General features: G+C 53.5%; 22 protein-coding genes. 7 read left to right on the plus strand and 15 right to left on the minus strand.

Annotated elements, in window-relative coordinates; translation table 11 throughout:
* Nucleotides 1-9 precede the first annotated feature (9 nt).
* Both TH19_RS16215 and TH19_RS16220 read left to right on the plus strand, forming a co-directional pair.
* Nucleotides 10-459 carry a MarR family winged helix-turn-helix transcriptional regulator gene (locus tag TH19_RS16215; protein ID WP_114103401.1) on the plus strand — a complete coding sequence of 150 codons (450 nt, stop codon included), beginning with the start codon at nt 10-12 and terminating at the stop codon, nt 457-459.
* Between the two features lie 16 nt (nt 460-475).
* The gene (locus TH19_RS16220; protein WP_114103402.1) at nt 476-1,261 is read left to right on the plus strand and encodes a siderophore-interacting protein; all 786 of its coding nucleotides are present in this window, start codon (nt 476-478) and stop codon (nt 1,259-1,261) included.
* A gap of 84 nt (nt 1,262-1,345) precedes the next feature.
* On the opposite strand, the gene TH19_RS16225 is transcribed toward TH19_RS16220, so the two are convergent.
* Nucleotides 1,346-1,564, minus strand: a complete 219-nt coding sequence (locus TH19_RS16225; RefSeq protein ID WP_114103403.1) for a DUF3126 family protein — start codon at nt 1,562-1,564, stop codon at nt 1,346-1,348.
* 272 nt (nt 1,565-1,836) lie between these two features.
* On the opposite strand from TH19_RS16225, the gene TH19_RS16230 reads away from it, so the two are divergent.
* Nucleotides 1,837-2,577, plus strand: coding sequence for a glutathione S-transferase (locus tag TH19_RS16230; protein WP_258547994.1), 741 nt, complete (start codon nt 1,837-1,839; stop codon nt 2,575-2,577).
* A gap of 30 nt (nt 2,578-2,607) precedes the next feature.
* Here TH19_RS16230 and TH19_RS16235 read toward each other — a convergent pair whose 3' ends face one another.
* Genes TH19_RS16235 through TH19_RS16250 form a run of 4 tightly spaced genes read right to left on the minus strand, consistent with a single transcriptional unit; the run spans nt 2,608 to nt 7,127 of the window.
* Nucleotides 2,608-2,922, minus strand: a complete 315-nt coding sequence (locus TH19_RS16235; RefSeq protein WP_114103404.1) for an AtuA-related protein — start codon at nt 2,920-2,922, stop codon at nt 2,608-2,610.
* A gap of 2 nt (nt 2,923-2,924) precedes the next feature.
* A complete protein-coding gene (locus TH19_RS16240) occupies nt 2,925-4,262 on the minus strand; it encodes an acyclic terpene utilization AtuA family protein (protein ID WP_114103405.1) in 1,338 nt (445 codons plus the stop codon).
* Nucleotides 4,259-6,127, minus strand: coding sequence for a TRAP transporter permease (locus tag TH19_RS16245; RefSeq protein ID WP_114103406.1), 1,869 nt, complete (start codon nt 6,125-6,127; stop codon nt 4,259-4,261). The genes TH19_RS16240 and TH19_RS16245 overlap by 4 nt, the downstream gene beginning before the upstream one ends.
* A gap of 31 nt (nt 6,128-6,158) precedes the next feature.
* A complete protein-coding gene (locus TH19_RS16250) occupies nt 6,159-7,127 on the minus strand; it encodes a TAXI family TRAP transporter solute-binding subunit (RefSeq protein WP_114103407.1) in 969 nt (322 codons plus the stop codon).
* Between the two features lie 137 nt (nt 7,128-7,264).
* Between TH19_RS16250 and TH19_RS16255 the strand changes: the two genes are divergently transcribed.
* Both TH19_RS16255 and hpt read left to right on the plus strand, forming a co-directional pair.
* The gene (locus TH19_RS16255; protein ID WP_114103408.1) at nt 7,265-8,218 is read left to right on the plus strand and encodes a LysR family transcriptional regulator; all 954 of its coding nucleotides are present in this window, start codon (nt 7,265-7,267) and stop codon (nt 8,216-8,218) included.
* 193 nt (nt 8,219-8,411) lie between these two features.
* Nucleotides 8,412-8,948, plus strand: coding sequence for a hypoxanthine phosphoribosyltransferase (hpt, locus tag TH19_RS16260; RefSeq protein WP_114103409.1), 537 nt, complete (start codon nt 8,412-8,414; stop codon nt 8,946-8,948).
* Between the two features lie 43 nt (nt 8,949-8,991).
* Here hpt and TH19_RS16265 read toward each other — a convergent pair whose 3' ends face one another.
* From TH19_RS16265 to TH19_RS16280, 4 genes are all read right to left on the minus strand, one after another.
* Complete coding sequence (locus TH19_RS16265) at nt 8,992-9,489, minus strand: hypothetical protein (protein ID WP_114103410.1); 498 nt, start codon at nt 9,487-9,489, stop codon at nt 8,992-8,994.
* On the minus strand, nt 9,486-9,779 hold the full coding sequence (locus TH19_RS16270; protein ID WP_114103411.1) for an ElaB/YgaM/YqjD family protein: 294 nt from the start codon (nt 9,777-9,779) through the stop codon (nt 9,486-9,488). Before TH19_RS16270 ends, TH19_RS16265 begins: the two co-directional genes overlap by 4 nt.
* A 220-nt stretch (nt 9,780-9,999) precedes the next feature.
* Nucleotides 10,000-11,166, minus strand: coding sequence for a 4-hydroxybenzoate 3-monooxygenase (gene pobA / locus TH19_RS16275; RefSeq protein ID WP_114103412.1), 1,167 nt, complete (start codon nt 11,164-11,166; stop codon nt 10,000-10,002).
* Nucleotides 11,167-11,429: 263 nt separating this feature from the next.
* Nucleotides 11,430-12,260: a substrate-binding periplasmic protein gene (locus TH19_RS16280; protein WP_181846443.1), complete on the minus strand. Its 831-nt coding sequence runs from the start codon at nt 12,258-12,260 to the stop codon at nt 11,430-11,432.
* Nucleotides 12,261-12,544: 284 nt separating this feature from the next.
* Here TH19_RS16280 and TH19_RS16285 point away from each other — a divergent pair, with 284 nt between their 5' ends.
* Nucleotides 12,545-13,384 (plus strand): HAD-IIB family hydrolase, encoded by an 840-nt coding sequence (locus tag TH19_RS16285; RefSeq protein WP_114103450.1) that lies wholly within the window; start codon nt 12,545-12,547, stop codon nt 13,382-13,384.
* On the plus strand, nt 13,377-14,609 hold the full coding sequence (locus tag TH19_RS16290) for a glycosyltransferase family protein (protein ID WP_114103414.1): 1,233 nt from the start codon (nt 13,377-13,379) through the stop codon (nt 14,607-14,609). Before TH19_RS16285 ends, TH19_RS16290 begins: the two co-directional genes overlap by 8 nt.
* 30 nt (nt 14,610-14,639) lie before the next feature.
* Here TH19_RS16290 and TH19_RS16295 read toward each other — a convergent pair whose 3' ends face one another.
* From TH19_RS16295 to TH19_RS16320, 6 genes are all read right to left on the minus strand, one after another.
* Nucleotides 14,640-15,131 (minus strand): hypothetical protein, encoded by a 492-nt coding sequence (locus tag TH19_RS16295; RefSeq protein ID WP_114103415.1) that lies wholly within the window; start codon nt 15,129-15,131, stop codon nt 14,640-14,642.
* 17 nt (nt 15,132-15,148) lie between these two features.
* Complete coding sequence (locus TH19_RS16300) at nt 15,149-15,661, minus strand: hypothetical protein (protein ID WP_114103416.1); 513 nt, start codon at nt 15,659-15,661, stop codon at nt 15,149-15,151.
* 67 nt (nt 15,662-15,728) lie between these two features.
* A complete protein-coding gene (locus TH19_RS16305; RefSeq protein WP_258547995.1) occupies nt 15,729-16,169 on the minus strand; it encodes a hypothetical protein in 441 nt (146 codons plus the stop codon).
* A gap of 168 nt (nt 16,170-16,337) precedes the next feature.
* Nucleotides 16,338-18,152 carry an alpha-amylase family glycosyl hydrolase gene (locus TH19_RS16310; protein ID WP_114103418.1) on the minus strand — a complete coding sequence of 605 codons (1,815 nt, stop codon included), beginning with the start codon at nt 18,150-18,152 and terminating at the stop codon, nt 16,338-16,340.
* Between the two features lie 142 nt (nt 18,153-18,294).
* Nucleotides 18,295-18,765, minus strand: coding sequence for a hypothetical protein (locus TH19_RS16315; protein WP_114103419.1), 471 nt, complete (start codon nt 18,763-18,765; stop codon nt 18,295-18,297).
* A 123-nt stretch (nt 18,766-18,888) separates the two neighbouring features.
* Complete coding sequence (locus tag TH19_RS16320; RefSeq protein WP_114103420.1) at nt 18,889-20,616, minus strand: thiamine pyrophosphate-requiring protein; 1,728 nt, start codon at nt 20,614-20,616, stop codon at nt 18,889-18,891.
* Between the last annotated feature and the right edge of the window lie 20 nt (nt 20,617-20,636).

The raw sequence follows: 20,636 nt of genomic DNA on the forward strand, positions 1-20,636 counted from the left end.
AGAGAGATCATGATCGAACAGGAACAGGATCAGGCACACGTCCCGGGTGAAACCCTGCATCGGCTTGTTCATGCCTATAAACGCAGCCTGATGAATGCGATGGTCGATGCCGATATGCCGATGCCGATTTCGCACAAGCGCGTGATGAAATGGCTTATCCGCATTCCCGGCATCACCGCCCAGCAAATGGCCGAAAAATCTGGTCAGGACAAAGGCCGCATCACGCGGCTTTTGCAGGAACTTGTAAATGATGGGCTGATTGAACGCCGCCCGCACCCCATTGATCGACGCAGCCAGACACTGCATTTGACGGCCGCAGGCGAAACCCGCATGGAAGCATTCCGTGCGGTTGAACAAGATGTCAGATCAAAAATGACACGCGGTCTTACCCCCCAACAAATCAGGGATTTTGTCGAAATCGCCAATCTGATGGCAGATAACCTCGATCCCTGTGGATAGGACTTAGGAGTTTTTAATGAACAGACCTGCCCCGCGCGATCTTGTTGTGATCGCAAAAACGCAAGTCACCCCCAATATGCTGCGCGTTACCCTTGGTGGTGAAGGCATGGCAGGCTTTCCTGAGGATCAGGAAAGCGCCTATGTCAAACTGATCTTCCCGATTGAAGGCGATGACAAGGACCGCGTATTGCGCCGGACCTATACCGTCCGTCACGACCGCATGACCGATAAGGGCCGCGAGATCGATCTTGATTTTGTCATGCATGGTGATGGCGATGATGATCACGATCATGGCGGCCCGGCATCAAACTGGGCGGTTAATTGCAAGCCCGGTGATGTGATTACGGTTGGCGGCCCCGGTCCGAAAAAGCTTGTGGATGCCACCGCCGACTGGTTCCTGATTGTGGGCGACATGACGGCCCTTCCCGCTGTTTCGGTCAATCTGGAAACACTGGGGGCCGATGCACGTGGATATGCCGTGATCGAAGTCCGCTCAGAGGCCGACATTCAGTCGATCAAAAAGCCTGACAACATCACCATCGAATGGGTGATCAATCCGCGTCCGGGCGAAGTCACCAATGCGCTTGTCGATGTCGTCAAAAAGCTTCCCTGGGCTGACGGACGCCCGTCGGTCTGGGCGGCATGTGAATTCAGTGCAATGAAGGAACTGCGCGGCTATTTCCGCGAGGAACGTGGCCTTGGCAAAGATGATCTTTATATTTCAAGCTATTGGAAACTTGGCATGAATGAAGACAACCATAAGGTCATCAAATCAGAAGACGCTGCCAAGGATGCGGCGTAACACGGCAAGAAGCCACTTGCAGACAAACAAAAACGCCCCGGCCAGCATGACCGGGGCGTTTTTTATTTCAGGCCCGAAAGCCGATCACGGTGCCGGCGGCAGGTCTTCTTCGAGGATGACGATATTCAGCGAATAGCTGACTTCGCCTTCGTCTTCATCACGATGCAAAACGCCAACGAACTCGTCACCAACGCGCATCTCGATCGGATGACCTTTTCTTTTCGGTGCATCAACAGCGATCTGGTTATTGTCAAAAGTGCGGCGCAGATAATCGGTAACGCGCGCGATTTCGGTCGGTGTCATAGGACTTGCCCCTCGTTCTTTCCAATCGGCTTTAATCTCTCAGATCACAGGATATCGCATCGACGCTTTGGCGTCTGCCCTCTTTCCCGTGTCTGTCGTAAAACTGGTGCACTGTCCTTTCACAATCTGCCCCCGAAAATCAAGCCCGCAACGTCAAAAAAGAGCCTATTTATTCGATTTTCACCATATCCCAACCCCGGATCATAACCATCACTGCGCCATCGCGCGCATAAGCGGTTGCAATCACCCCATGCACCGTTTAATCCGAATATATGTCCCAGATTGATCAAGCAACCGACCCAAAGCCAGTATCCGATGCCACGTCTGATATCATGTCCGATCCTGTGACGGACACGAACGGCACCGCACGCCCGATCCTGTACAGTTTCCGGCGCTGCCCCTATGCGATGCGGGCGCGTCTGTCGCTTTTGGCGGCTGATATTGATGTCGAGCTGCGCGAAGTCGTCCTGCGCGACAAGCCACAAAGCATGATCGATGCATCCCCCAAGGCAACGGTCCCGGTCCTGATCCTTCCTGATGGCACCGTGATTGATGAAAGCCTTGAAATCATGGTCTGGGCACTGGCGGAAAATGATCCGCATGACTGGCTGATGCCCGAAAGCGGTACGCTTGACGATATGTTGGCCCTTATTTCGCAGAATGACGGGCCGTTCAAATATCATCTCGACCGCTATAAATATTTCAACCGCTACGAGGATGCCGATCCCGCCGAACATCGCCGGGATGCGGAAAAGATTCTGAACCGTCTTGATGGTCGTTTGGCGGTTGGCAAATATCTGTTCGGGTCACGTCCGGCGCTGGCTGATTTCGCGATAGCGCCCTTTATCCGCCAGTTTGCCAATACCGACCTCGAAGCCTTCGATGCCATGCCATTTGTCCATCTGCAACGCTGGCTGAATGATTTTCTGCAATCGTCATTCTTTGAACGCGCCATGATGAAATATGATCAATGGCACGAAGGCGACAGCCCGATCATTTTCAAGGCGGCGTAATTCACATCGTCAGACAGCCCGATACAGTCCCTATGGGTTGGACTTGTCGATATCAAGCGTCAGGATCAGGGAACTGAGGCATTTCCCATGCGGATCAAGGGCCAGTGAACGGGTCACACCACCGGCCAGTGCATCATGCATCACGAAATTCAGTGCCGATATCTGCGGCAATTCAAACCGTTCCACCGGGCCGGTGATCATCGCGCCAAAATGCGCGCGCACCCGTTCGGCGGTCACTTGGCTTTGCAGGATATCCCAGTCCTTCGGGTCAAAGGCAATCACGGAAACATTGGAAATATTGCCCTTATCGCCGGTTCGAGAATGGGCAATGTCACGTAACAGCATTCCTATGCCTCCATCATTTCGAAATGTGTTTGCACTTGATGTTCGGGCAACAGGCCCGACACGATTGCAACAATCTCGCGTGCGTTTTTGGTAACGCCGCCGCCACCAGCAGGCCCGTTCAGATAAAGGCTTTCGACTTCCTCGCCGATCCGTGTTGCTGTCGCAAGATCATCTGTGCGCACGACAAAACGCAAGCGCACTTCATTGGGCTCGGCACTTGTCATATCGGCATTGCTGATGATCGAATTAACCCCGATCAGCTCGCCACGTTTTTCCTGACAGGTGATCCCGGCCAGATCCATGCGTTGATCAAGGATATCAAGTGCCAACTGCCCGCGGGCAACCGCGCCTGGCCCGGCATAGGAAATCTGGCCTTCGCCGATGCAGGAATCGATATAGCCAATCGACACCTTAAGACTTCCTGTTCTGGGCGCGCCATCACCACCGGATATCGCAACCCGGTCGGGGCCAATTTCTTCGATGCAGACATTGGAAAAATCGGCGACCACATCGGGCTGGATGTATTTTTTCGGATCATGCACTTCGTAAAGAAGCTGTTCCTTACAGGTTGCCGTAGTTACACAGCCACCCGTTCCTTCAAGTTTGGTGATCACGGCATTGCCATCGGCACTGACTTCGGCAATCGGGAAACCCAATCGCGCCAGATCAGGCACATCCTTGATCCCCGGATCGGCAAAATATCCGCCCGTGATCTGTCCACCACATTCCAGAAGATGACCAACCAAAGTCCCGCGCCCAAGCAGGGACCAGTCATCCATTTTCCAGCCAAATTCAAAAATTTGCGGTGCCAGAAACATCGCCGGATCGGCCGCCCGCCCAGTCAGGATCACATCCGCCCCGGCATTCAGGGCATCAACAATCCCGCCCGCCCCAAGATAGGCATTTGCCGATACAACCTGTTTGTTGAAATCGCGCAGGGAACTGGCCGTTTCGGTAATCCGGAAATCGTCGGGCGACAGAATATCAAGAACATCATCGCCAAGGACGGCCGCCACCTTTAACCCGGTCAAACCAAGTTCGCGGGCAATTGCCACAGTCTTTTTGGCAGCGGCAACCGGATTGGCCGCCCCCATATTTGAAATCACCCGGATGGATTTTTCATGACAAACCGGAAGCACCGCCCGCATACGCCGTTCAAGCAACGGATCAAATCCGGCATTCGGGTCGCGCATCTTTGCCTGCTGGGCAAGTGCAATGGTGCGTTCGGCCAGACATTCAAAAACCAGATAATCGATATCGCCATGCTTGGCCAGATCAAGTGCCGGTTCCACCCGGTCACCGGAAAATCCGGCACCGGTGCCAATGCGGATGGTTTTCATTGCTCAACCTCCTGCAAGGCACGGCGCGATTCACGTCCAAAGAACAGACAAGCGCCCAGCAACCCTGCCGCGATAAACGGGGTCAACATGGCCGGCCAAAGCGCAATCGCAATAACAATCAGCAACAGCCCCCGATCCATCCACAAACGCCCCCAAAGCGGCTGTCCGCCCAGCAATGCCGGAATAGCCACCACCAGAACAAGGCCCGAAAGAATGGCATTGATCACCGACAATGTACCGCCACTGCCAATCATGCCCGGATACAGCAGCAACATGAACGGCACAACATAGGTCAGCGCCCCAAGACGTACCGCCTCGAACGCCGCGGGCAGCCAGTTGGTCTGGGCAATGCCCGCACCCACAAATACCGCTACACAAACCGGCGGCGTGATCACAGAAATGGTCGCGAAATAGAACACAAACAGATGTGCCGTAAGCGGGTCGATCCCGACCGCCGTCATGGCCGGCGCCAGAACCGCCGCTACCAGAACATAGGCCGCCGTGGTCGGAAGCCCCATGCCCATAATCAGGCACACCAGGCCGACAATCACCGCGACCAGAACCGTTGAATCGCCTGCAATCGCAACAATCATCGAACTCAGCGTCACGCCGATGCCGGTCATGTTGATCATGGAAACAAGGATTTGCGCCCCGGCAAGCAATACACCGATAATCACCATGCCCTTGCCGGCATCGGTAACCCCGTCCAGAACGCGCACACACATTTCACGCACCGAAAGCCGCCCGACAGAGGTCGCAACAAATGCGACCAACAATCCGGCCATGCCGTAAAAGGCCGATGTCGCAACCGAACGCCCCATGAAAATACCGATGGCAAGACAGCCAAGGGCGGCAACAATCGGCAAAACCTTGCGCAGTGCAAGAATATCGGCCCATGCCGGAAGCTCGTCCTCTGGCACAAGGGCCAGATTCCGGCGGGTGGCAACGATGTGGACCGTCACAAAAACCGAAAGATAGAACAAAATTGCCGGAATAATGGCCGCCACCATGACATCGACATAGGCAATGCCAAGAATTTCGGCCATGACAAAGGCCGCCGCCCCCATGATTGGCGGGGCAATCTGCCCGCCGGTCGATGCAACGGCTTCAACCGCGGCGGCAAGCGGTGCGGGATAGCCAAGACGACGCATCATCGGAATGGTGAAATTGCCGGTGGTTGCGACATTAGCCACCGCCGATCCCGAAATCATGCCAAACAGGCCACTGGAAATAATCGCGATTTTGGCCGCACCACCCCGTTGCCGACCGCCCAGCCGCATGGCCAGATCCATAAAGCTCTGCCCGCCGCCGGTATGAAGCAACAAGGCCCCAAACAGGACAAAGGCGGCAATCACCGTGGCAGCCACCCCGGTCAGCATGCCCCAAATTCCAAGATCACCCAGGAAGATGGTTTCGGTAACGAATTCAAGATCAAAGCCGCGATGCCCCATGCTGCCGGGGATATATTTACCCAGCAGCGCATAAAGCAATCCGGCAATAACAAGCACCGGAAAGATCAGGCCAACCGCACGACGCCCGACTTCCAGCACCGTAACAACAAGACCCAGCGTCAGGATCATATCAAGCCGGGTCGCCCACGGAAGGGTCGTCATGATCTCGTCGTAGTTCACGACAATATAGGAACATGCCGTGACCGTAACTGCGGCCAGAACCAGATCAACAATCAGGCCCGCCTTCCGCCAGGGCGTACCCTGCCCCAGCGGAAAAAGGCTTAGTCCAAGACAGGTGACAAGCGCGAGAAAAACCGCCCTTTGGATCAGACTTTCAAACGGGCCCGTTGCGGCCGTATAGAACACGAAGATGCCGACGAGCAAAGCAAACCCGTCCCGAAGACGTCCAGACATGGCGGTTTTCCCTTTGTATCAAGGCTTGTTCTTATTTTGCGGGATCAAGGTTCGCCGGGATTTCATACCCGTTTTCGCGGAACCATTTCGCAGCACCCGGATGAAGGGGAATGGTCGCATATTGCAGCGTCAGCTTGGCAAGATCGACACCCTTGACGCTGGCCATTGCCGCACCCTGAACGTCCTTGTCCTTCATGATCGCGTCAACAATCTTGTAAGCCGCATCTTCCGACAGGTTGGACGAGGCACCAACACCAACGCCAAAACTCCAGGTCGAATAGGCCGGAACGCCATCGGCGGCACCTGCCGGGATATCCACCACAGACACGTCAGGCATTTTTTCAATCAATGCCTGTTTCTGGGCATCGGTAAGGCTCAGAACCTTGATCGGCGTAAAGGTCGCGATATCAAGGGTCGAGCTGTCAAGTTTAAGGCCCGCACCGGATTTCACATAGCCGGTCACGCGGTTATCCTTGATCATGTCAACAACATCGGTGGTCGAACCACGAACATAGTCCGATGACAGATCAAGCGCCTGGAAAACAGCCTCGGTCGTGCTTTCGGTCGCAGACCCTTTGATGCCGGGATTGAAACGCTGTCCGGCCAGTTCGGCAAGGCTGTTGATACCGGCATCTTCGCGCACGATCACGTTCTGCGGTGCGCCGGTATAAACCCAAAGCAGACCCAGATTTTCCATTGCCTTGCCATCAAAGGCCTTGGTGCCGGAATGGGCATGCTGGGCTACGTTGGTGGTCACCAGACCAAGGTCGATCTGGTTGCGTTCAATCCGGCGCAGGTTATCCATGGTCGCACCAGTTTCAACAACCGATGCCTCGATATCGTTTTTGGCATCATTGATCAGTTTGGCGACCGAAACGAAGTAACCATAATGCGAAGAAGAAGCCGAGGTTGAACCGATCAGCAATTTGTCCTGTGCGAATGCAGGGACCGACAAACCAATGGCAAGCGCGCCCGCCAAGGCGAGTTTCGTGAATTTCATAATATTTCCTCCCTATGCCTTTGCAGGCATGTTTTACGATCCGTCGGCAAGTCTTGGGCTTTGATTATTCTCGACGGACGGAAAGTGTGGCTCAGGTTTTTTATTGCAGGAAGATCAAATAGTGAGATAATTGATGCATGAAACGCATCAATCTTGATCCAGATGAAATACGTTCTTTCTGTCTTTTGGCAGAAACCGGCAGTTTTCGTAAGGCTGCTCAACGACTTGGCATTTCTGGCTCAACACTAAGCCGCCAAATCAACCGCATCGAAGAACGTACGCAAGCCCGCCTGTTTGACCGCGACACCCGCAACGTTGCCCTGACAGATCAGGGCAAAATGTTCCTGAGACTCGCCGAACGCATCCTGAACACCACGGAATCTGCGCTTGCGGAATTTGATACCTATCTCAATACCCGGCGCGGCAAATTGACGATTGCGGGACTGCCATCCGTGACGGCCGGTTTGCTGCCGCCCCTGATTGCCGAATTCATGGCCACCCACCCCGATGTTGATCTTCAGCTTAATGATATGCTCTCGGATGGGGTGCTGCGCGAAGTTGAAATGGGACGGGCCGATATCGGCTTTACCGCCGATGTGGTTGAAAACAGCGATAATCTTTCGTTTCAACGGCTGCTAAGTGACAGGTTCATCGCGGTTGGCGCACCGAACAGCTTTTTGCAGGAAGAACGCACCTATCAATGGGAAGAAATTCTGGCCCAACCAATGGTTGCCATGTCACGCGAAACCAGTGTACGTGCGGTTATTGATGCAGCCTGCACGCAAAACAATTTCCTGTTTCGGCCCCGTTTTGAAGTCGCCCATCTGGCAACCGCCGGTGCGCTGGTGTCCCAGGGCCTGTGCATTACCGCCCTGCCATCCCTGACATTGCCGGTGCTGGGACGATCCCCCCTGATTTTCCGACCGCTTGAAAGTCCGGTCCTGCTTCGACAGATCGGGTTGGTCTGGCGATCCGGGCGAACATTGTCCCCCGCGGCACAGGCATTTTTGGCACTGGTCAGAAACCGAAACCTGAAATCACTTATCCCGCATTCGACCATTGAAAATACAATTGCCTCGCCAACATCTTGATGGTCACGGCAATAAAGTCGCTCAGGATCGCGCACCCCTGCCGCGCAATGGCATGATCTGCCTCGCCCATGACGCGATAATATGCTTGTGATCTAAGGGATTATACTTCTGTTACCATTCACGGGCTGGCCATAACGACCGTCCTGTGTTAGCAAGCCAAACATCACAACCCAACGCTTCAGGACCAGAATTTATGGCCGATTATGATGTCAAGCCGCTGATCACGGCGGACGAAATTGCCACCAAGATTGACGCGCTTGCCGCCGAGATCAATGAAAGCTTCAAAGATACCCAAAAGCTGATTGTTGTTGGCCTGCTGCGCGGCTCTTTCGTGTTCATCGCCGATCTGGCCCGCAAGCTGACCGTTCCGGTCGAAGTCGACTTCATGGTTGCTTCTTCCTATGGCGATTCCACCGAAAGCTCGCGCAATGTGCGCATCGTCAAAGACCTTGACGGTCAAATCCGTGGCAAGGATGTGCTTCTGGTCGAAGACATCATTGATACCGGTTATACGCTTTCGGAAGTTGTGCGGTTGCTTAAGACCCGCGATCCGAACCGTCTGGAAATCTGCACGCTTTTGAACAAGCCGTCGCGCCGCGAAGCTGAAATTCCGATTGATTTCTGCGGCTTTGATATCCCGGACGAGTTTGTTGTTGGCTATGGCATCGATTATGCCCAGAACAACCGCAACCTGCCCTATATCGGCACCGTGCATTTCCACGGCGAATAAGCCGACCACATATCACAAATTCAAAAATGGCGGGAAGCATATGCTATCCCGCCATTTTTCTATCTGCATCATCCTCGTCGCGTTGGCCCACCGTCGTCTTACGGTCAAACAGCCCAAGCGCATTCAGGTCCGTGACCATCTGATCAAATCCTGATCGCATCTTTGATCTGTCACCCTGTCCCGTCGCGTAGCCGGTCATGGCCGAATGCACGAGAAGATCGAACAAAACGTCATCTTCACGGGTATCGTTGCCGCCCGCCGACGCGCTTTGCGATGATGGTTCAGCCCCGACTTCCGGGCTCTGTTGCATCATCACAGCAAGGGCAATCAGGCCAAACGTCACCAGGGTTATGCCCAGCGTGGTCGCCGCGGCAATTGGCCCGAAACTGGCGGCAAGCGCCATATAGATTGCGGCAATTACAAAGCCACCACCAATCATCATCACAATACCGATCGCGGCAAAGACCGCGCACTTTCGTGCCGCAGTCTTCGCCACATCCGATAGCGCCGAAATCAGCGCATCTGTCAGATGATCAATCATTTCTGAAGCAGACGGCCAATCAGAAGACCGACACCGAATGTCACGGCAACCGATGAAAGCGGACGTTCACGCACGCGTTCAACCGCAACATCGCGGGCATGATCAAACTGGTCACGTGCCTGATCCGATACTTCGCGAATACGTTCGGCGGCGGCCTGGGTCCGGGTTTGCGCGCCCTCGCCTGCCATGGCCTTAAGGGTTTTGGTGACCTCTGCCAGATCCTTGCGCAGGGCATCGACATCGGCCTGAAGTTTTGCTGCATCTGCCGTCGTCTCGGTCTTGGTCGCCATGGTTTTCTCCTGTTGTATCTTGAACCAACACTATGAAAACGTGGCGGGACCGAACTGGTTCCAAACTCAATTGTGATCATTTTCGGGCAGCATCAAAGGATGCCCAAAACAGAAACGGCCCGCGTGGGCTGCGGACCGTTCCATTTTCCTGCCGGAAATTTCTGGGCGGAAATGAAGAGCGGGTACTCTTCTTCGGGGGTGGGTATCCCCGTTACGTCAATCAGTAAGGCAAACCGACGTAATTTTCCGACAGGTTCGTCAATCCTGCCTTGGAAGACAGGATATATTGCAATTCGGCATCGCGAATGCGGCCGTCAAATTCTTTCTGATCCCCGAAAGTATGCAGCATCGAGGTCATCCACCACGAGAACCGCTCAGCCTTCCAGACACGTGCCAGGGCCGTATCGGAATAACCTGCCAGCAGGTCTTCGCGGTTGTTTTTGTATTTCGCAATCAGAGCTTCGGACAGGTAGTGAACATCACTTGCCGCAAGGTTAAGCCCTTTGGCACCGGTCGGCGGCACGATATGGGCAGCATCGCCTGCCAGGAACAGGCGGCCATGCTGCATCGGTTCGGCAACAAAGCTGCGCAGCGGTGCGATGCTTTTTTCAAACACGTCGCCTTCATTGACCAGTTCGGCGTCTTCCTCACCCAGACGGGTGCGAAGCTCTGCCCAGAAACGATCATCGGACCAGTCTTCGATTTTATCGGTGATCGGCACCTGCACATAGTGGCGCACGACTGTTTCCGAACGCATGGAACACAGCGCAAAGCCACGTTCATGCTTGGCATAGATCAGCTCATCCGCAACCGGCTTTGCATGGGCCAGAACCCCCAGCCAGCCAAACGGATAGACCTTCTCGAATTCCTGAACACCCGGAAGTGTTTTGCGGCCAACACCATGGAACCCGTCACACGCCGCGATATAGTCACAGGACAGCTCGGTCTCGGTACCGTCTTTGACATATCGAACACGCGGCTTGTCACTGTCGATATCATGCAGGCTGACATCTTCGGCCTCGAACACGATCTCGCCGCCGTGGGCAAGACGGGCTGCGATCAGGTCTTTGGTCACTTCGGTCTGACCATAGATCATCACTGTCGAACCGCCGGTAAGCTCTTCCATATTCACGTGGGTGCGCTTGCCATTCACACTGATATAGATACCGCCATGAATGATGCCTTCCTTGTTCATCCGGGCATCAACCCCGACCCGTTTCATCAGGTCAACCGTCCCCATTTCAAGAACACCGGCACGAATGCGGCCTTCGACATAGTCGCGGCTTTTGCGTTCCAGAATGACGGATTCAATTCCCTGCACATGCAACAGATGGGAAAGAAGCAAGCCAGCCGGGCCAGAACCGATAATGACGACAGGGACATGCATGACGATTTCCTCGCAAGATAGCGGTTGTTGGTTTTATTGGAATAAGAACCATTCCATTGAGGAAACAATACGCCCGTTGCCACTTGGACAGAATGGACAAACCGGGATAATAATTGGACAAATCGAACACGTATCCATATTTGGTTATGGATGGAATCCGATCTGGTTCTGGGTCACGGGAAAGATACGATCAAACCAAGAAAGCTGGCTGACAGAGCATAAAGAGCCTGATGCCAAGACAATGTTAGTCACACTGTCACGGTTTAATCAGATGAAACAGGAACCTCGGCCGTGCAGATGGACCATTGCTTGCAGATTTCCTGTCCCTGCGCAGATGCCATGAACGTATCGTAGGCCTGCATCAATTGCTCCCCACGCGGATGGTTGCGTGAAAACAGGATGAACATATTGCGCGTCGTTACCGGACTGGTCGTTGCATAGTTTTTTGCGGCATTTGCACCAAGCAAGCGTTCAAGATCATACCAGCCGACTTCCTCTTCCTCGAACATGATATCTGCCCGGTCCGCATTCAGAAAGCGCCAGGCGCTTTCTGAATTATTGACGATATCGGCTGCAACACCGAGTTTCCTGAACTCGTCCTCGTACCAGTAACTGGCCACCCCGACGGGGCGCAGACCAAGAAGGGAAACATCGGCCAGCTGGTTCAAATCAACGCCGTTCGGGAAACGTGCCGGTTTATAGAACCCCTTTTGATGGGCTTGGGCGATTGGATAACGGGGAACGTTAAAATCTTCATACCGTTCTTTGGTCGACAACCAGGGGAATGTCGCGACATAGACACCATGGCGGGTTTGTTCATATGCACGCTGCCAAGGGACGAATACGAACTGCACATCATACCCCATGGCCTCAAAGATTGCCTGAAACCGCATGGCATGTTTGCCAAATTTGGGAAGTGTTTCGCTGACCATTGGTGGCCATTCACCAACCGCGACCCGGATTTCCTTATCATCATCCTGCTTTGCGGGATCGTTGCTATCGGCCCGAACGTTGCCGGCCGAACCGCACAAAGCAACGACAAATGCCACCATCGCCAATAGCCGCAGTATATAATTGTCCCGCCCCAAACCCATAGGCATCTCCGGAAATGTGAAATCCGATATTCGAAGCGAAATCACCGAAGGATCATTGAACAAGCAACCCTATCACTCTTTCATATGGCAAGAACAGCAACAGGTTTAAAGCCAACATAAACTTCACAACCGGCACGCACTACGCATATTTTTTAACCACAAAACACTTGTGAATAAAATTTAACCTCCCCAAAGGTCGATCCCACCCGATCAGTGTGCTAAGCTTATGGCCAAGAGATCAATTTCCGGTCTCACATATGTTAAAACCGCAACAGAACGGGACGATGCCTTACAGCCGCGCCATTGCCATTTTCACCGACCTTGACGGCACACTGCTTGATCATGACACCTATAGCTGGGACGCCGCACGTCCGGCCCTTGATCGCGTGAAACTTCTTGGCATTCCATTGATTGCCGTGTCGTCCAAAACCCTTGCCGAACTTGAACATCTTAATCAGACATCACAGCTTTTTGACGGGTTGATTGCCGAAAATGGCGGGGTCATCTGGCTGCGTGGAACAATGGAACAGCACGGCCCATCCATCGAAACCATTGATACCGCACGCGACCAGATCAAAGGCGCGGTCAATGTCCCGCTTGGCAGTTTCAGAACCGTTTCACCGGAAGTCATCGCACTTGAAACCGGCCTTCCACTTGAAGATGCCATTCGCGCCGGACAGCGTCATTGCTCAGACCCGCTGATTTGGCAACCTTCGGCAAAGGATGTTGCCAAAGGCCGGGAAATCGCCGCGCGATGGTCGCTTAATCTGACCAAGGGCGGTCGCTTCCACACCTTGTGCGGCCCTTCAAACAAGGGGCATGCCATGAAACGGATGCTGGAACGCCTGATGGTTCTGAACCGTGACGACACATCCGAAACACCGATCAAACATTTCACGACGATTGCGCTGGGAGATTCCCCGAACGATATACCGATGCTTGCCGAAGCCGATTTTACCGTTCAAATCCCCCAAAAACATCGCAGTCGCACGGCACTGCTTCTTGAACATTCCAACCTGCAACTTGCGCCGCATCCCGGTCCGGAAGGATGGAATGCAGCGGTTAATGCAATTCTTGACGAGATAACAAACACCAATAAAAACAGCGAGGTACTTCATGGCTGATTTCCATCAGGGTGGCCCGATTACAACACTTCATCGCATCCTTGACCGCAACCCGGAAGAACTCGCCTACGAGATGACGGCCTTTGCCCGCCAGCGGCGCCAAACCCTGATCCTGCCGTGCCTGTATTCCGAACTTGAAACACCGGCCATGACGACCATCGTCAATGGCCTTAAACAGGCCACATATATTGATCAGATCGTGGTTGGTCTGGACCGGGCCAATGCCCAGCAATATCTGCATGCCCGCGAATTTTTCAAAGACCTGCCCCAGCATGTCCGCATTTTGTGGAATGACGGACCGCGCCTGCGCAGTGTTCATGACCGGCTTGCCGAATATGATCTTGCCCGTTACGAACCTGGCAAAGGGCGCAATGTCTGGTATTGCATGGGATATACTTTGGCATCCGGGCGCAGTTCCGTGATTGGCATTCATGATTGCGACATTGCAACCTATACCCCCGATCTTCCGGCCAAACTGATGTATCCGATTGCCAATCCGGCATTTAATTTTGCCTTCGCCAAGGGCTATTACGCCCGTGTTGCCAATGGCACACTTAAAGGTCGGGTTTGCCGCCTGTTTGTCACGCCGCTCATCCGGGCACTCAAACAGGTGGTCGGCAAGACAGACTTCCTGAACTATCTTGATTGTTTCCGCTATTCCCTGTCGGGCGAAATGGCGATCCGGACCGATGTTGCCTATGGCTTGCGGGTTGCGTCTGACTGGGGGCTTGAAGTCTCCATGCTTTCGGAAATGTATCGTAATCACACGGTGCATCGACTGGCACAGGTCGATATCGCTGACGTCTATGACCACAAACACCGTGAATTTGACCCGGCACAAAAAGATGACGGGCTGTCACGTATGGCTGGCGATATTGCCAAATCCCTGTTCCGCAAACTCGCCACCCAGGGCACGATATTCTCGCACGAGACATTCCGTACTCTTAAGGCAACCTATTATCGCGTTGCACTGGATTTGATCGAACAATATCGCGCCGATGCATTGTTTAACGGCCTTAAGATCAATCGCGACGAAGAAGAAAAATGCGTCGAGGTTCTGTCCGAAGTCATCATCAGTGCCGGTCAGCACTATCTTGAAAACCCGCTTGAAAGCCCGTTCATTCCGAGCTGGCAGCGTGTTGAAAGTGCGATGGGCGACATCTTCGAACACCTTTCCAGCGCCGTCGAAGACGACCTGAACGATATGGAAATAGGCAAGGAATAAAGAGTTCCGGTTTGTCAGGATAAGACCTGATTACGACATCATTTCCGACATCGGGAAAATGGCCAGGAAGACCTGAAGAACGTCTTCCTGGCCTTCTTTTTTCAGCACTACAGGCAGTAAAAGACGGATACCCTTGCGCCATTCCTTCTGGAAAACTTGCAACTGATGAAGCTGCGGCTGCCCTGTGGTCCGCGCCATTGACAGGGCAGCATGCAGTGACGTTGAGAAATGGCAATCGACTTCGCGGGCAAAGGCACCGCGCCAATCTTCGCCAGTCAGCGCGACGATGTTTTCCCCTTCCAGAAGTATCTGAAAATCATCCTTGTCGGGGTGGTATTCATAAATGCTGATATCGTTGATCCAGGAACTCAAATTATCCGGGGTGAAATCATCACGTGTTGGCATATTGCCGTCGGCGAACTGCCACCAAAGCGCAAGCAGGTCTCGGGCCTGACGCGGTGCGCTTTCCCCAAGACTTTCAAGCGGAACTTCCTTGTCCTGCGAACTGTATTGCGCTGTCATCCCCTACCCGCCAGATATCAGATGTAATGCATGGGCTCATACTCGAAACGCACGCCAAGAACCTGAAAAACCGGATCACCCAAATGATCAACCGTCTGGGCCGGCATCAAAACCCGCAACCATTGGCGACGATTGCCATGCGGACCGATCAGATGCACATAGTGGAATGTCGGCCGCTTTGTCTTAAGGGTTTTATGCAGAGCCGCCATCAGACAGGTACCGTATTTCAGATCAATCTCGCGCGGTGTAGATCCCTGAAAACTCTCGCCATTCAGGGCGACGATTGACGGGGCATCTATGCGCACAAGGAAGTCATTTTTGACGGGAAGATATTCATAAAGGCAAATGTCATCACGCCATTGCCGCAGGCGTTCGGCACGTAAAATGGTGCGGGACGGAATGGTTTCACTGCCTGCCTGGGCAAAGGCATCATACCAAAGATCAACCAGCGTGATGATGCTGCTATCAACATTGTCTGGCAAACGATCAAGTTCGGTATCCGTCGCGTCAAGCAAATACGATGCTGTCATGGCCAATCTCCCACTTATGCAGGTGGGAAAACCCTACCTTAAAACAAGTATTAGCGACAAATATTCGCTATTTTCCACGATAGAAAAAGTGGGTCACAAAAACCTGGGAAATCACCTTTCCCTGGCGGTCCGTCGCCGTCACAGGCAACAACAGTCGAAGCCATTCCTCCCAGATTTTGCGCTCATAGCCGATCTTGTGAAAAACCGGCTGCCCGCGATCAATGACATCAAGCAATGTGGCAAGCAAAGTCGTCCCGAAATCAAGATCGATCTGACGCGGGGAACATCCCCGATACACTTCGCCACTTGCCGCAATGATATTGGGGGCATCAATACGGATCACAAAATCACGCTTGTGCGGAAGATATTCATAAATACAGATATCATCGATCCACGGCGCCAGAACATCACTACCAAGCACCTTCCGGTCGGGGACATTGTTGCCCCGAACCGCATCACACCATGCCTTATAATACGCCCGGACATGGTTATCTGTATCGTCGGGCAACTGAGGAATTAGAATTTCCTGCGTATACGCCATCGCGTAAAATGCCCTTTGGTCTTGCCGTCATATTTCGCAATTATAGGTTATACTTGTTGCTTCGCAATACGGATTACAACGTAGGCCAAAACATCATAATGTAATGATTACAACTTTCAAAATATCGCACAGCAATCAAACAGGCATTGCATCCCTGTATCGCTGCAACAACCGGCTTTCGGTGCGATTGCGGCCATCCAGATTGGAAATCCAGACGATCTGATAAGGCGCCAGCTTCATTATCCCGTCGTAATCTTCGATCACCTGCTGGGTAATCAGGTCCTGCCAGCCTTCGGTCATGATCAGGTTGATCTTTGAAAGATCAAGATCCTGTGGCGTCTCGGTCAGGTTAAAGACACAGAAAATGCTTTGTTCATTCAGATGTGACTGCCGCCAAATCCCCAAAAGTGCCGAGCCCAGATTAAGGGTATATTGCGTTGCATTGGGATGAAACGCCGGTTGCCCCATGCGGATCGACATCAATGCGCGCAACTGATCAAACGCCGACTTTGCCGGGCCTTCTTCGGACAACACACGTTCGGCGTCTTCAAGCGGCCAGACTTTGCGGTTCAGGCGGCGCGGGATACCGGTTTCCTCGAACGCCTTTTGGTCGTTTTCCGTGGCAAGAATGGTCTGAACATAAATCGCAGGAATGCCTTCGAGCGACATGGCAATGGCCTGGCTCATCACAAAGCGTTCAAGCCCCATTGTCGCCTCGCCGCCAAAGTTTTCGGCAAGCATGCTATAAAGCGTGACATTAAGCTCATACGGCTTCTTGCCACCGCCCTTAAGCGCCCGGTAACTGACCTGCCCGCCCATCTTAAGGGCATGTTCGCGAAGACCGTCAATATCGTCATCCGGGATAAGGTTTTCCGCCGGGCGCAGACCGATCCCGTCGTGACTTGCGGTGAAGTTAAAGAAGGTACACCCCGCCGGTGCCGGTGGCATTGCCATGATGCATTTGCGGATATAGTCGCTTCGCCCGCTTAGCAGCGCGTGAATGATCACCGGCGGCAGCGAGAAGTTATAAATCAGATGTGCTTCATCCTGATTGCCGAAATAGGACAGATTTTCCAAAAGCGGCAAATTGGTTTCAGTGATGAACAGAACATCGGGATAAACCGCATTACAGGCCAGACGCATCGCCTTGATCAGTTTATGGGTCTGATCAAGATTGATCGATGTTGTCCCTGCCTCTTTCCAGATGAAACCAATGGCATCAAGCCGCACCACGCGCACGCCGTGCTGCATGTAATTCAGGACAACCCGCAACATTTCAAAGAAAACATCCGAGTTGCCGTAATCAAGATCAACCTGATCATAGCTGAATGTGCACCAGACAAACTTTTCGCCGGCCTTGGTCACGACATCATTCAAAAGCGCATGACTGCGCGGGCGCACCACATCGGAAAGATCATCGTTCGGGCTTGCGGTTTTGATGTAATCAACACCGGGTTTTTCACCGGCCAGAAACTGCTGATACCAGGGATGCGATGCCGAAATATGATTGGCCACCAGATCAGCCATCACCGTGCCATGCTTGGCAAGGTCTTCGACATCGTTCCAATCACCAAGATCATCGCGCAGCTTGGAAAAGTCGCTGACCGAAAAACCGTCATCGGATGTAAAGGGATGAAATGGCAGGATATGGATGCCGGTAAGCCAGTCTTTCAGCCATTTCCGATGAAATTCACCAAGGCTTTGCAGACCCTTTTTACCGTCCTGATGAATGCTGTCGCCATAGGTGATCAGAAACGCGTCGCGCTGATCCCATTTGCGCAGATATTCTTCCTTTGGCTCTGGCCCGTCGCCCTCGACCGGAAGACCCAATTCATCAAAAACCCGCAGCACCAGCGCTTCCAGATCATGTCCCGGATAGACATCCGCAAGAAGGTTGCGCATCGCGCTGGCAAACGCAATCCGTCCCGAGGTTCCGACGACACGATTCATGATGGCTCCTTCCGGGCAGGCAATTCAAAGGGTTACCCCAATGAAATAATGAAATTGCACAGGATGCAAGCAGGCATTTCGCGATGCCGAAATGTTACTCATACTTGTTTGGTTCTCTTAGTTTCAGCAACCGTGCTTGGTGCTACTTTGAGTATCGCCAAGCTTTCAGGATTTTTGTGTTTTTATCGACCCCGAAAAACAGACGTAAAAACCAAGGGCGAAAGAACAAGATAACGACACCGAAATAGCAACCAAATACAATGGAGAAAAAAGGAACCATTGGTTTAGGTCCGTCAAGAACACGAAGATAAACCATCGCCATAAGAGGCATAAGTGCAATCGCGTATATTACTCCCGGCCCGGGCAGCGGCCAAAATCCATAACGTAGTTGCATTTTGGCGAACCTACCTCCGAGTGCTCGCCTTGGGCTAAAGACCACGCCGATGAAAGCCCAAGCAAAAAGCAGCCTAGCCTCGAACAAGCTTGCCGGCAAAACACGTACTAAGATCAGAAATCCTGAAATGATTGGCCAAATTATCAACACTGTCAGGTTGATGCCGCGAAAGTTCTTGTCCCGATATAAGCGGACGAGTTTTCTTGCAAACTGATACATATCACTCCCAGAGCAACCAAAATACTAGTTTGGCAATTTTAACGAGAATTTCTGAAATGAGGTTAAAAAAAAACGAGCACCAAAACTGCGGTGCCCGTCAATATCCACTGAACTTGCCAGCACTCAAGGCGCAATCGTTACCTCAACCAGCGCATGGGTACGCTTGGTATCGATATGTTTGATCGCATCGTGCAGAATACCCGGCAGGTCTTCGGGGCGCTTGGCCTTGGCGACCCAGGCACGGCTGGCCTCGGCGACCTTGGTGAAATCCGGGCTGGGTTTAAGGGCGGTTAACGGCATTTCATTGGTTTTCGCCGCATAGCCGTTGGGATACATCCCCGCCACAGACTGGCGCACTGCCCCCCATTCATTATTGTTCAGAACAAGGATCAGGACCGGAAGTTCAAGCGCCTCGGCGATCTGGTGACAGGCCGTCGGGTTGGCAAACATGTAGGAGCCATCACCCATGGTCGCGACCACAAGCCTGTCCTTATCGGCAAGCTGATAGCCCATCGATGCAGGGAATGACCAGCCAAGACCACCGGAATGCGGTTCCTGATACCAACTGCTATGTTCCGAAAGTGAAAGTGGCTCCAGCGGGCAGCCAAGCTCGGAAAACACGGTTGCCGCACGACCGGCAATCGCATCGGACAGGCAGCGCGATACATAGGCCTTGGTCATCGGGTCGACCGCCCCGGCATCGGCCATCGCCAGTGCCCTTTTGCGGGTTTCGGCATTGATCGTGGCAATTTTGCCCCGACGATCCGAACAGGTCGCAGCATGATCTGCATGACGGCGATCCATCGCCTCAGCCAGCATCATGATGACATCGCCGGTCTCGCCAACAAGCGATATGTCCGCGGCAAAGTTACGGCCCGGGAAACGGGAATAAAGCGGGTTTTGTCCGATCTGCACCACCTTGCAATCCGGGCGCAGCGTATGAATATCGGGCGACCAGGGGGCAAGACAATCAATCACCACCACCGCATCGGCATCCTTAAGCCAGGGTGCCGGGTCCATACCGGCAAACATCGGATGTTCGGTGCCAATGGCAAGCTGGATCGCCCAATATTGCACAACCGGAATACCCCACTGATCAACCAGTTCGGAAAAGCGGCCAAATGCCTCGGCGGTACCCGTACCGCGCTGGGCAATGATCACCGGGTTCTTGGCATTGGCAAGAATATCTGCTGCCTGCTCGACACAGGCTTGCGGCGGGGCCACCGGAACCGGCTGCATGCGAAGCGGCCCGTCAATCTCGTCCCCCGGGCACGGTTCACACAGAACTTCACGCGGCAGACTGACATAGGTCGGACCTTTGGGGACCGAGGATGCAATCGCATAGGCGCGGTCAACGACTTCGGGCACCTGTTCTGGGAATTTCAGTTCATATTCCCATTTGGAGCTTTCGCGCACCATGGCCGCCTGATCACGCATTTCCTGACCCCAGCCGATCGGAACGGTGCGCGCCCCAAGGCGGCCCTTTTCCATAACCGGGGTTCTGCCCGACATCAAAACGACCGGCACATGTTCGGTCGCGGCATTGATCGCCCCAATCGCGCAATTGGCAAGACCGACATTGGTATGCGCCATGACGGCCTGCGTTTTTCCGGTCGCGAGGTAATAGCCATGCGCCATGCCCATCGCCGCATTTTCGTGCGGCATGATCAAAGCATGCGGAAGATCGATGTCCTTTGCCGCCGCCTCGGCCAGACCTTCGATGATCGGCGGAAAGTCGGTGCCGGAATTGGCAAAGATGTAATCAATCCCGATGGCCTTCATGCGGGCCAGAACCGCGCCGCCGGCAGTCAGGGTAATTTGGCCGGATTTTTCACGCTTGTCGTTTGTCATCAGACGCCTCTTGCATTCAT

This window comes from Thalassospira profundimaris (assembly GCF_003326675.1).
Taxonomy (GTDB): domain Bacteria; phylum Pseudomonadota; class Alphaproteobacteria; order Rhodospirillales; family Thalassospiraceae; genus Thalassospira; species Thalassospira aquimaris.

Coding starts and splice junctions, on each gene's coding strand:
- TH19_RS16215 (WP_114103401.1), top strand. CDS start 10: ATGATCGAACAGGAACAGGATCAGGCACACGTCCCGGGTGAAACCCTG.
- TH19_RS16220 (WP_114103402.1), top strand. CDS start 476: ATGAACAGACCTGCCCCGCGCGATCTTGTTGTGATCGCAAAAACGCAA.
- TH19_RS16225 (WP_114103403.1), bottom strand. CDS start 1,564: ATGACACCGACCGAAATCGCGCGCGTTACCGATTATCTGCGCCGCACT.
- TH19_RS16230 (WP_258547994.1), top strand. CDS start 1,837: ATGTCCCAGATTGATCAAGCAACCGACCCAAAGCCAGTATCCGATGCC.
- TH19_RS16235 (WP_114103404.1), bottom strand. CDS start 2,922: ATGCTGTTACGTGACATTGCCCATTCTCGAACCGGCGATAAGGGCAAT.
- TH19_RS16240 (WP_114103405.1), bottom strand. CDS start 4,262: ATGAAAACCATCCGCATTGGCACCGGTGCCGGATTTTCCGGTGACCGG.
- TH19_RS16245 (WP_114103406.1), bottom strand. CDS start 6,127: ATGTCTGGACGTCTTCGGGACGGGTTTGCTTTGCTCGTCGGCATCTTC.
- TH19_RS16250 (WP_114103407.1), bottom strand. CDS start 7,127: ATGAAATTCACGAAACTCGCCTTGGCGGGCGCGCTTGCCATTGGTTTG.
- TH19_RS16255 (WP_114103408.1), top strand. CDS start 7,265: ATGAAACGCATCAATCTTGATCCAGATGAAATACGTTCTTTCTGTCTT.
- hpt (WP_114103409.1), top strand. CDS start 8,412: ATGGCCGATTATGATGTCAAGCCGCTGATCACGGCGGACGAAATTGCC.
- TH19_RS16265 (WP_114103410.1), bottom strand. CDS start 9,489: ATGATTGATCATCTGACAGATGCGCTGATTTCGGCGCTATCGGATGTG.
- TH19_RS16270 (WP_114103411.1), bottom strand. CDS start 9,779: ATGGCGACCAAGACCGAGACGACGGCAGATGCAGCAAAACTTCAGGCC.
- pobA (WP_114103412.1), bottom strand. CDS start 11,166: ATGCATGTCCCTGTCGTCATTATCGGTTCTGGCCCGGCTGGCTTGCTT.
- TH19_RS16280 (WP_181846443.1), bottom strand. CDS start 12,260: ATGGGTTTGGGGCGGGACAATTATATACTGCGGCTATTGGCGATGGTG.
- TH19_RS16285 (WP_114103450.1), top strand. CDS start 12,545: ATGCCTTACAGCCGCGCCATTGCCATTTTCACCGACCTTGACGGCACA.
- TH19_RS16290 (WP_114103414.1), top strand. CDS start 13,377: ATGGCTGATTTCCATCAGGGTGGCCCGATTACAACACTTCATCGCATC.
- TH19_RS16295 (WP_114103415.1), bottom strand. CDS start 15,131: ATGACAGCGCAATACAGTTCGCAGGACAAGGAAGTTCCGCTTGAAAGT.
- TH19_RS16300 (WP_114103416.1), bottom strand. CDS start 15,661: ATGACAGCATCGTATTTGCTTGACGCGACGGATACCGAACTTGATCGT.
- TH19_RS16310 (WP_114103418.1), bottom strand. CDS start 18,152: ATGAATCGTGTCGTCGGAACCTCGGGACGGATTGCGTTTGCCAGCGCG.
- TH19_RS16315 (WP_114103419.1), bottom strand. CDS start 18,765: ATGTATCAGTTTGCAAGAAAACTCGTCCGCTTATATCGGGACAAGAAC.
- TH19_RS16320 (WP_114103420.1), bottom strand. CDS start 20,616: ATGACAAACGACAAGCGTGAAAAATCCGGCCAAATTACCCTGACTGCC.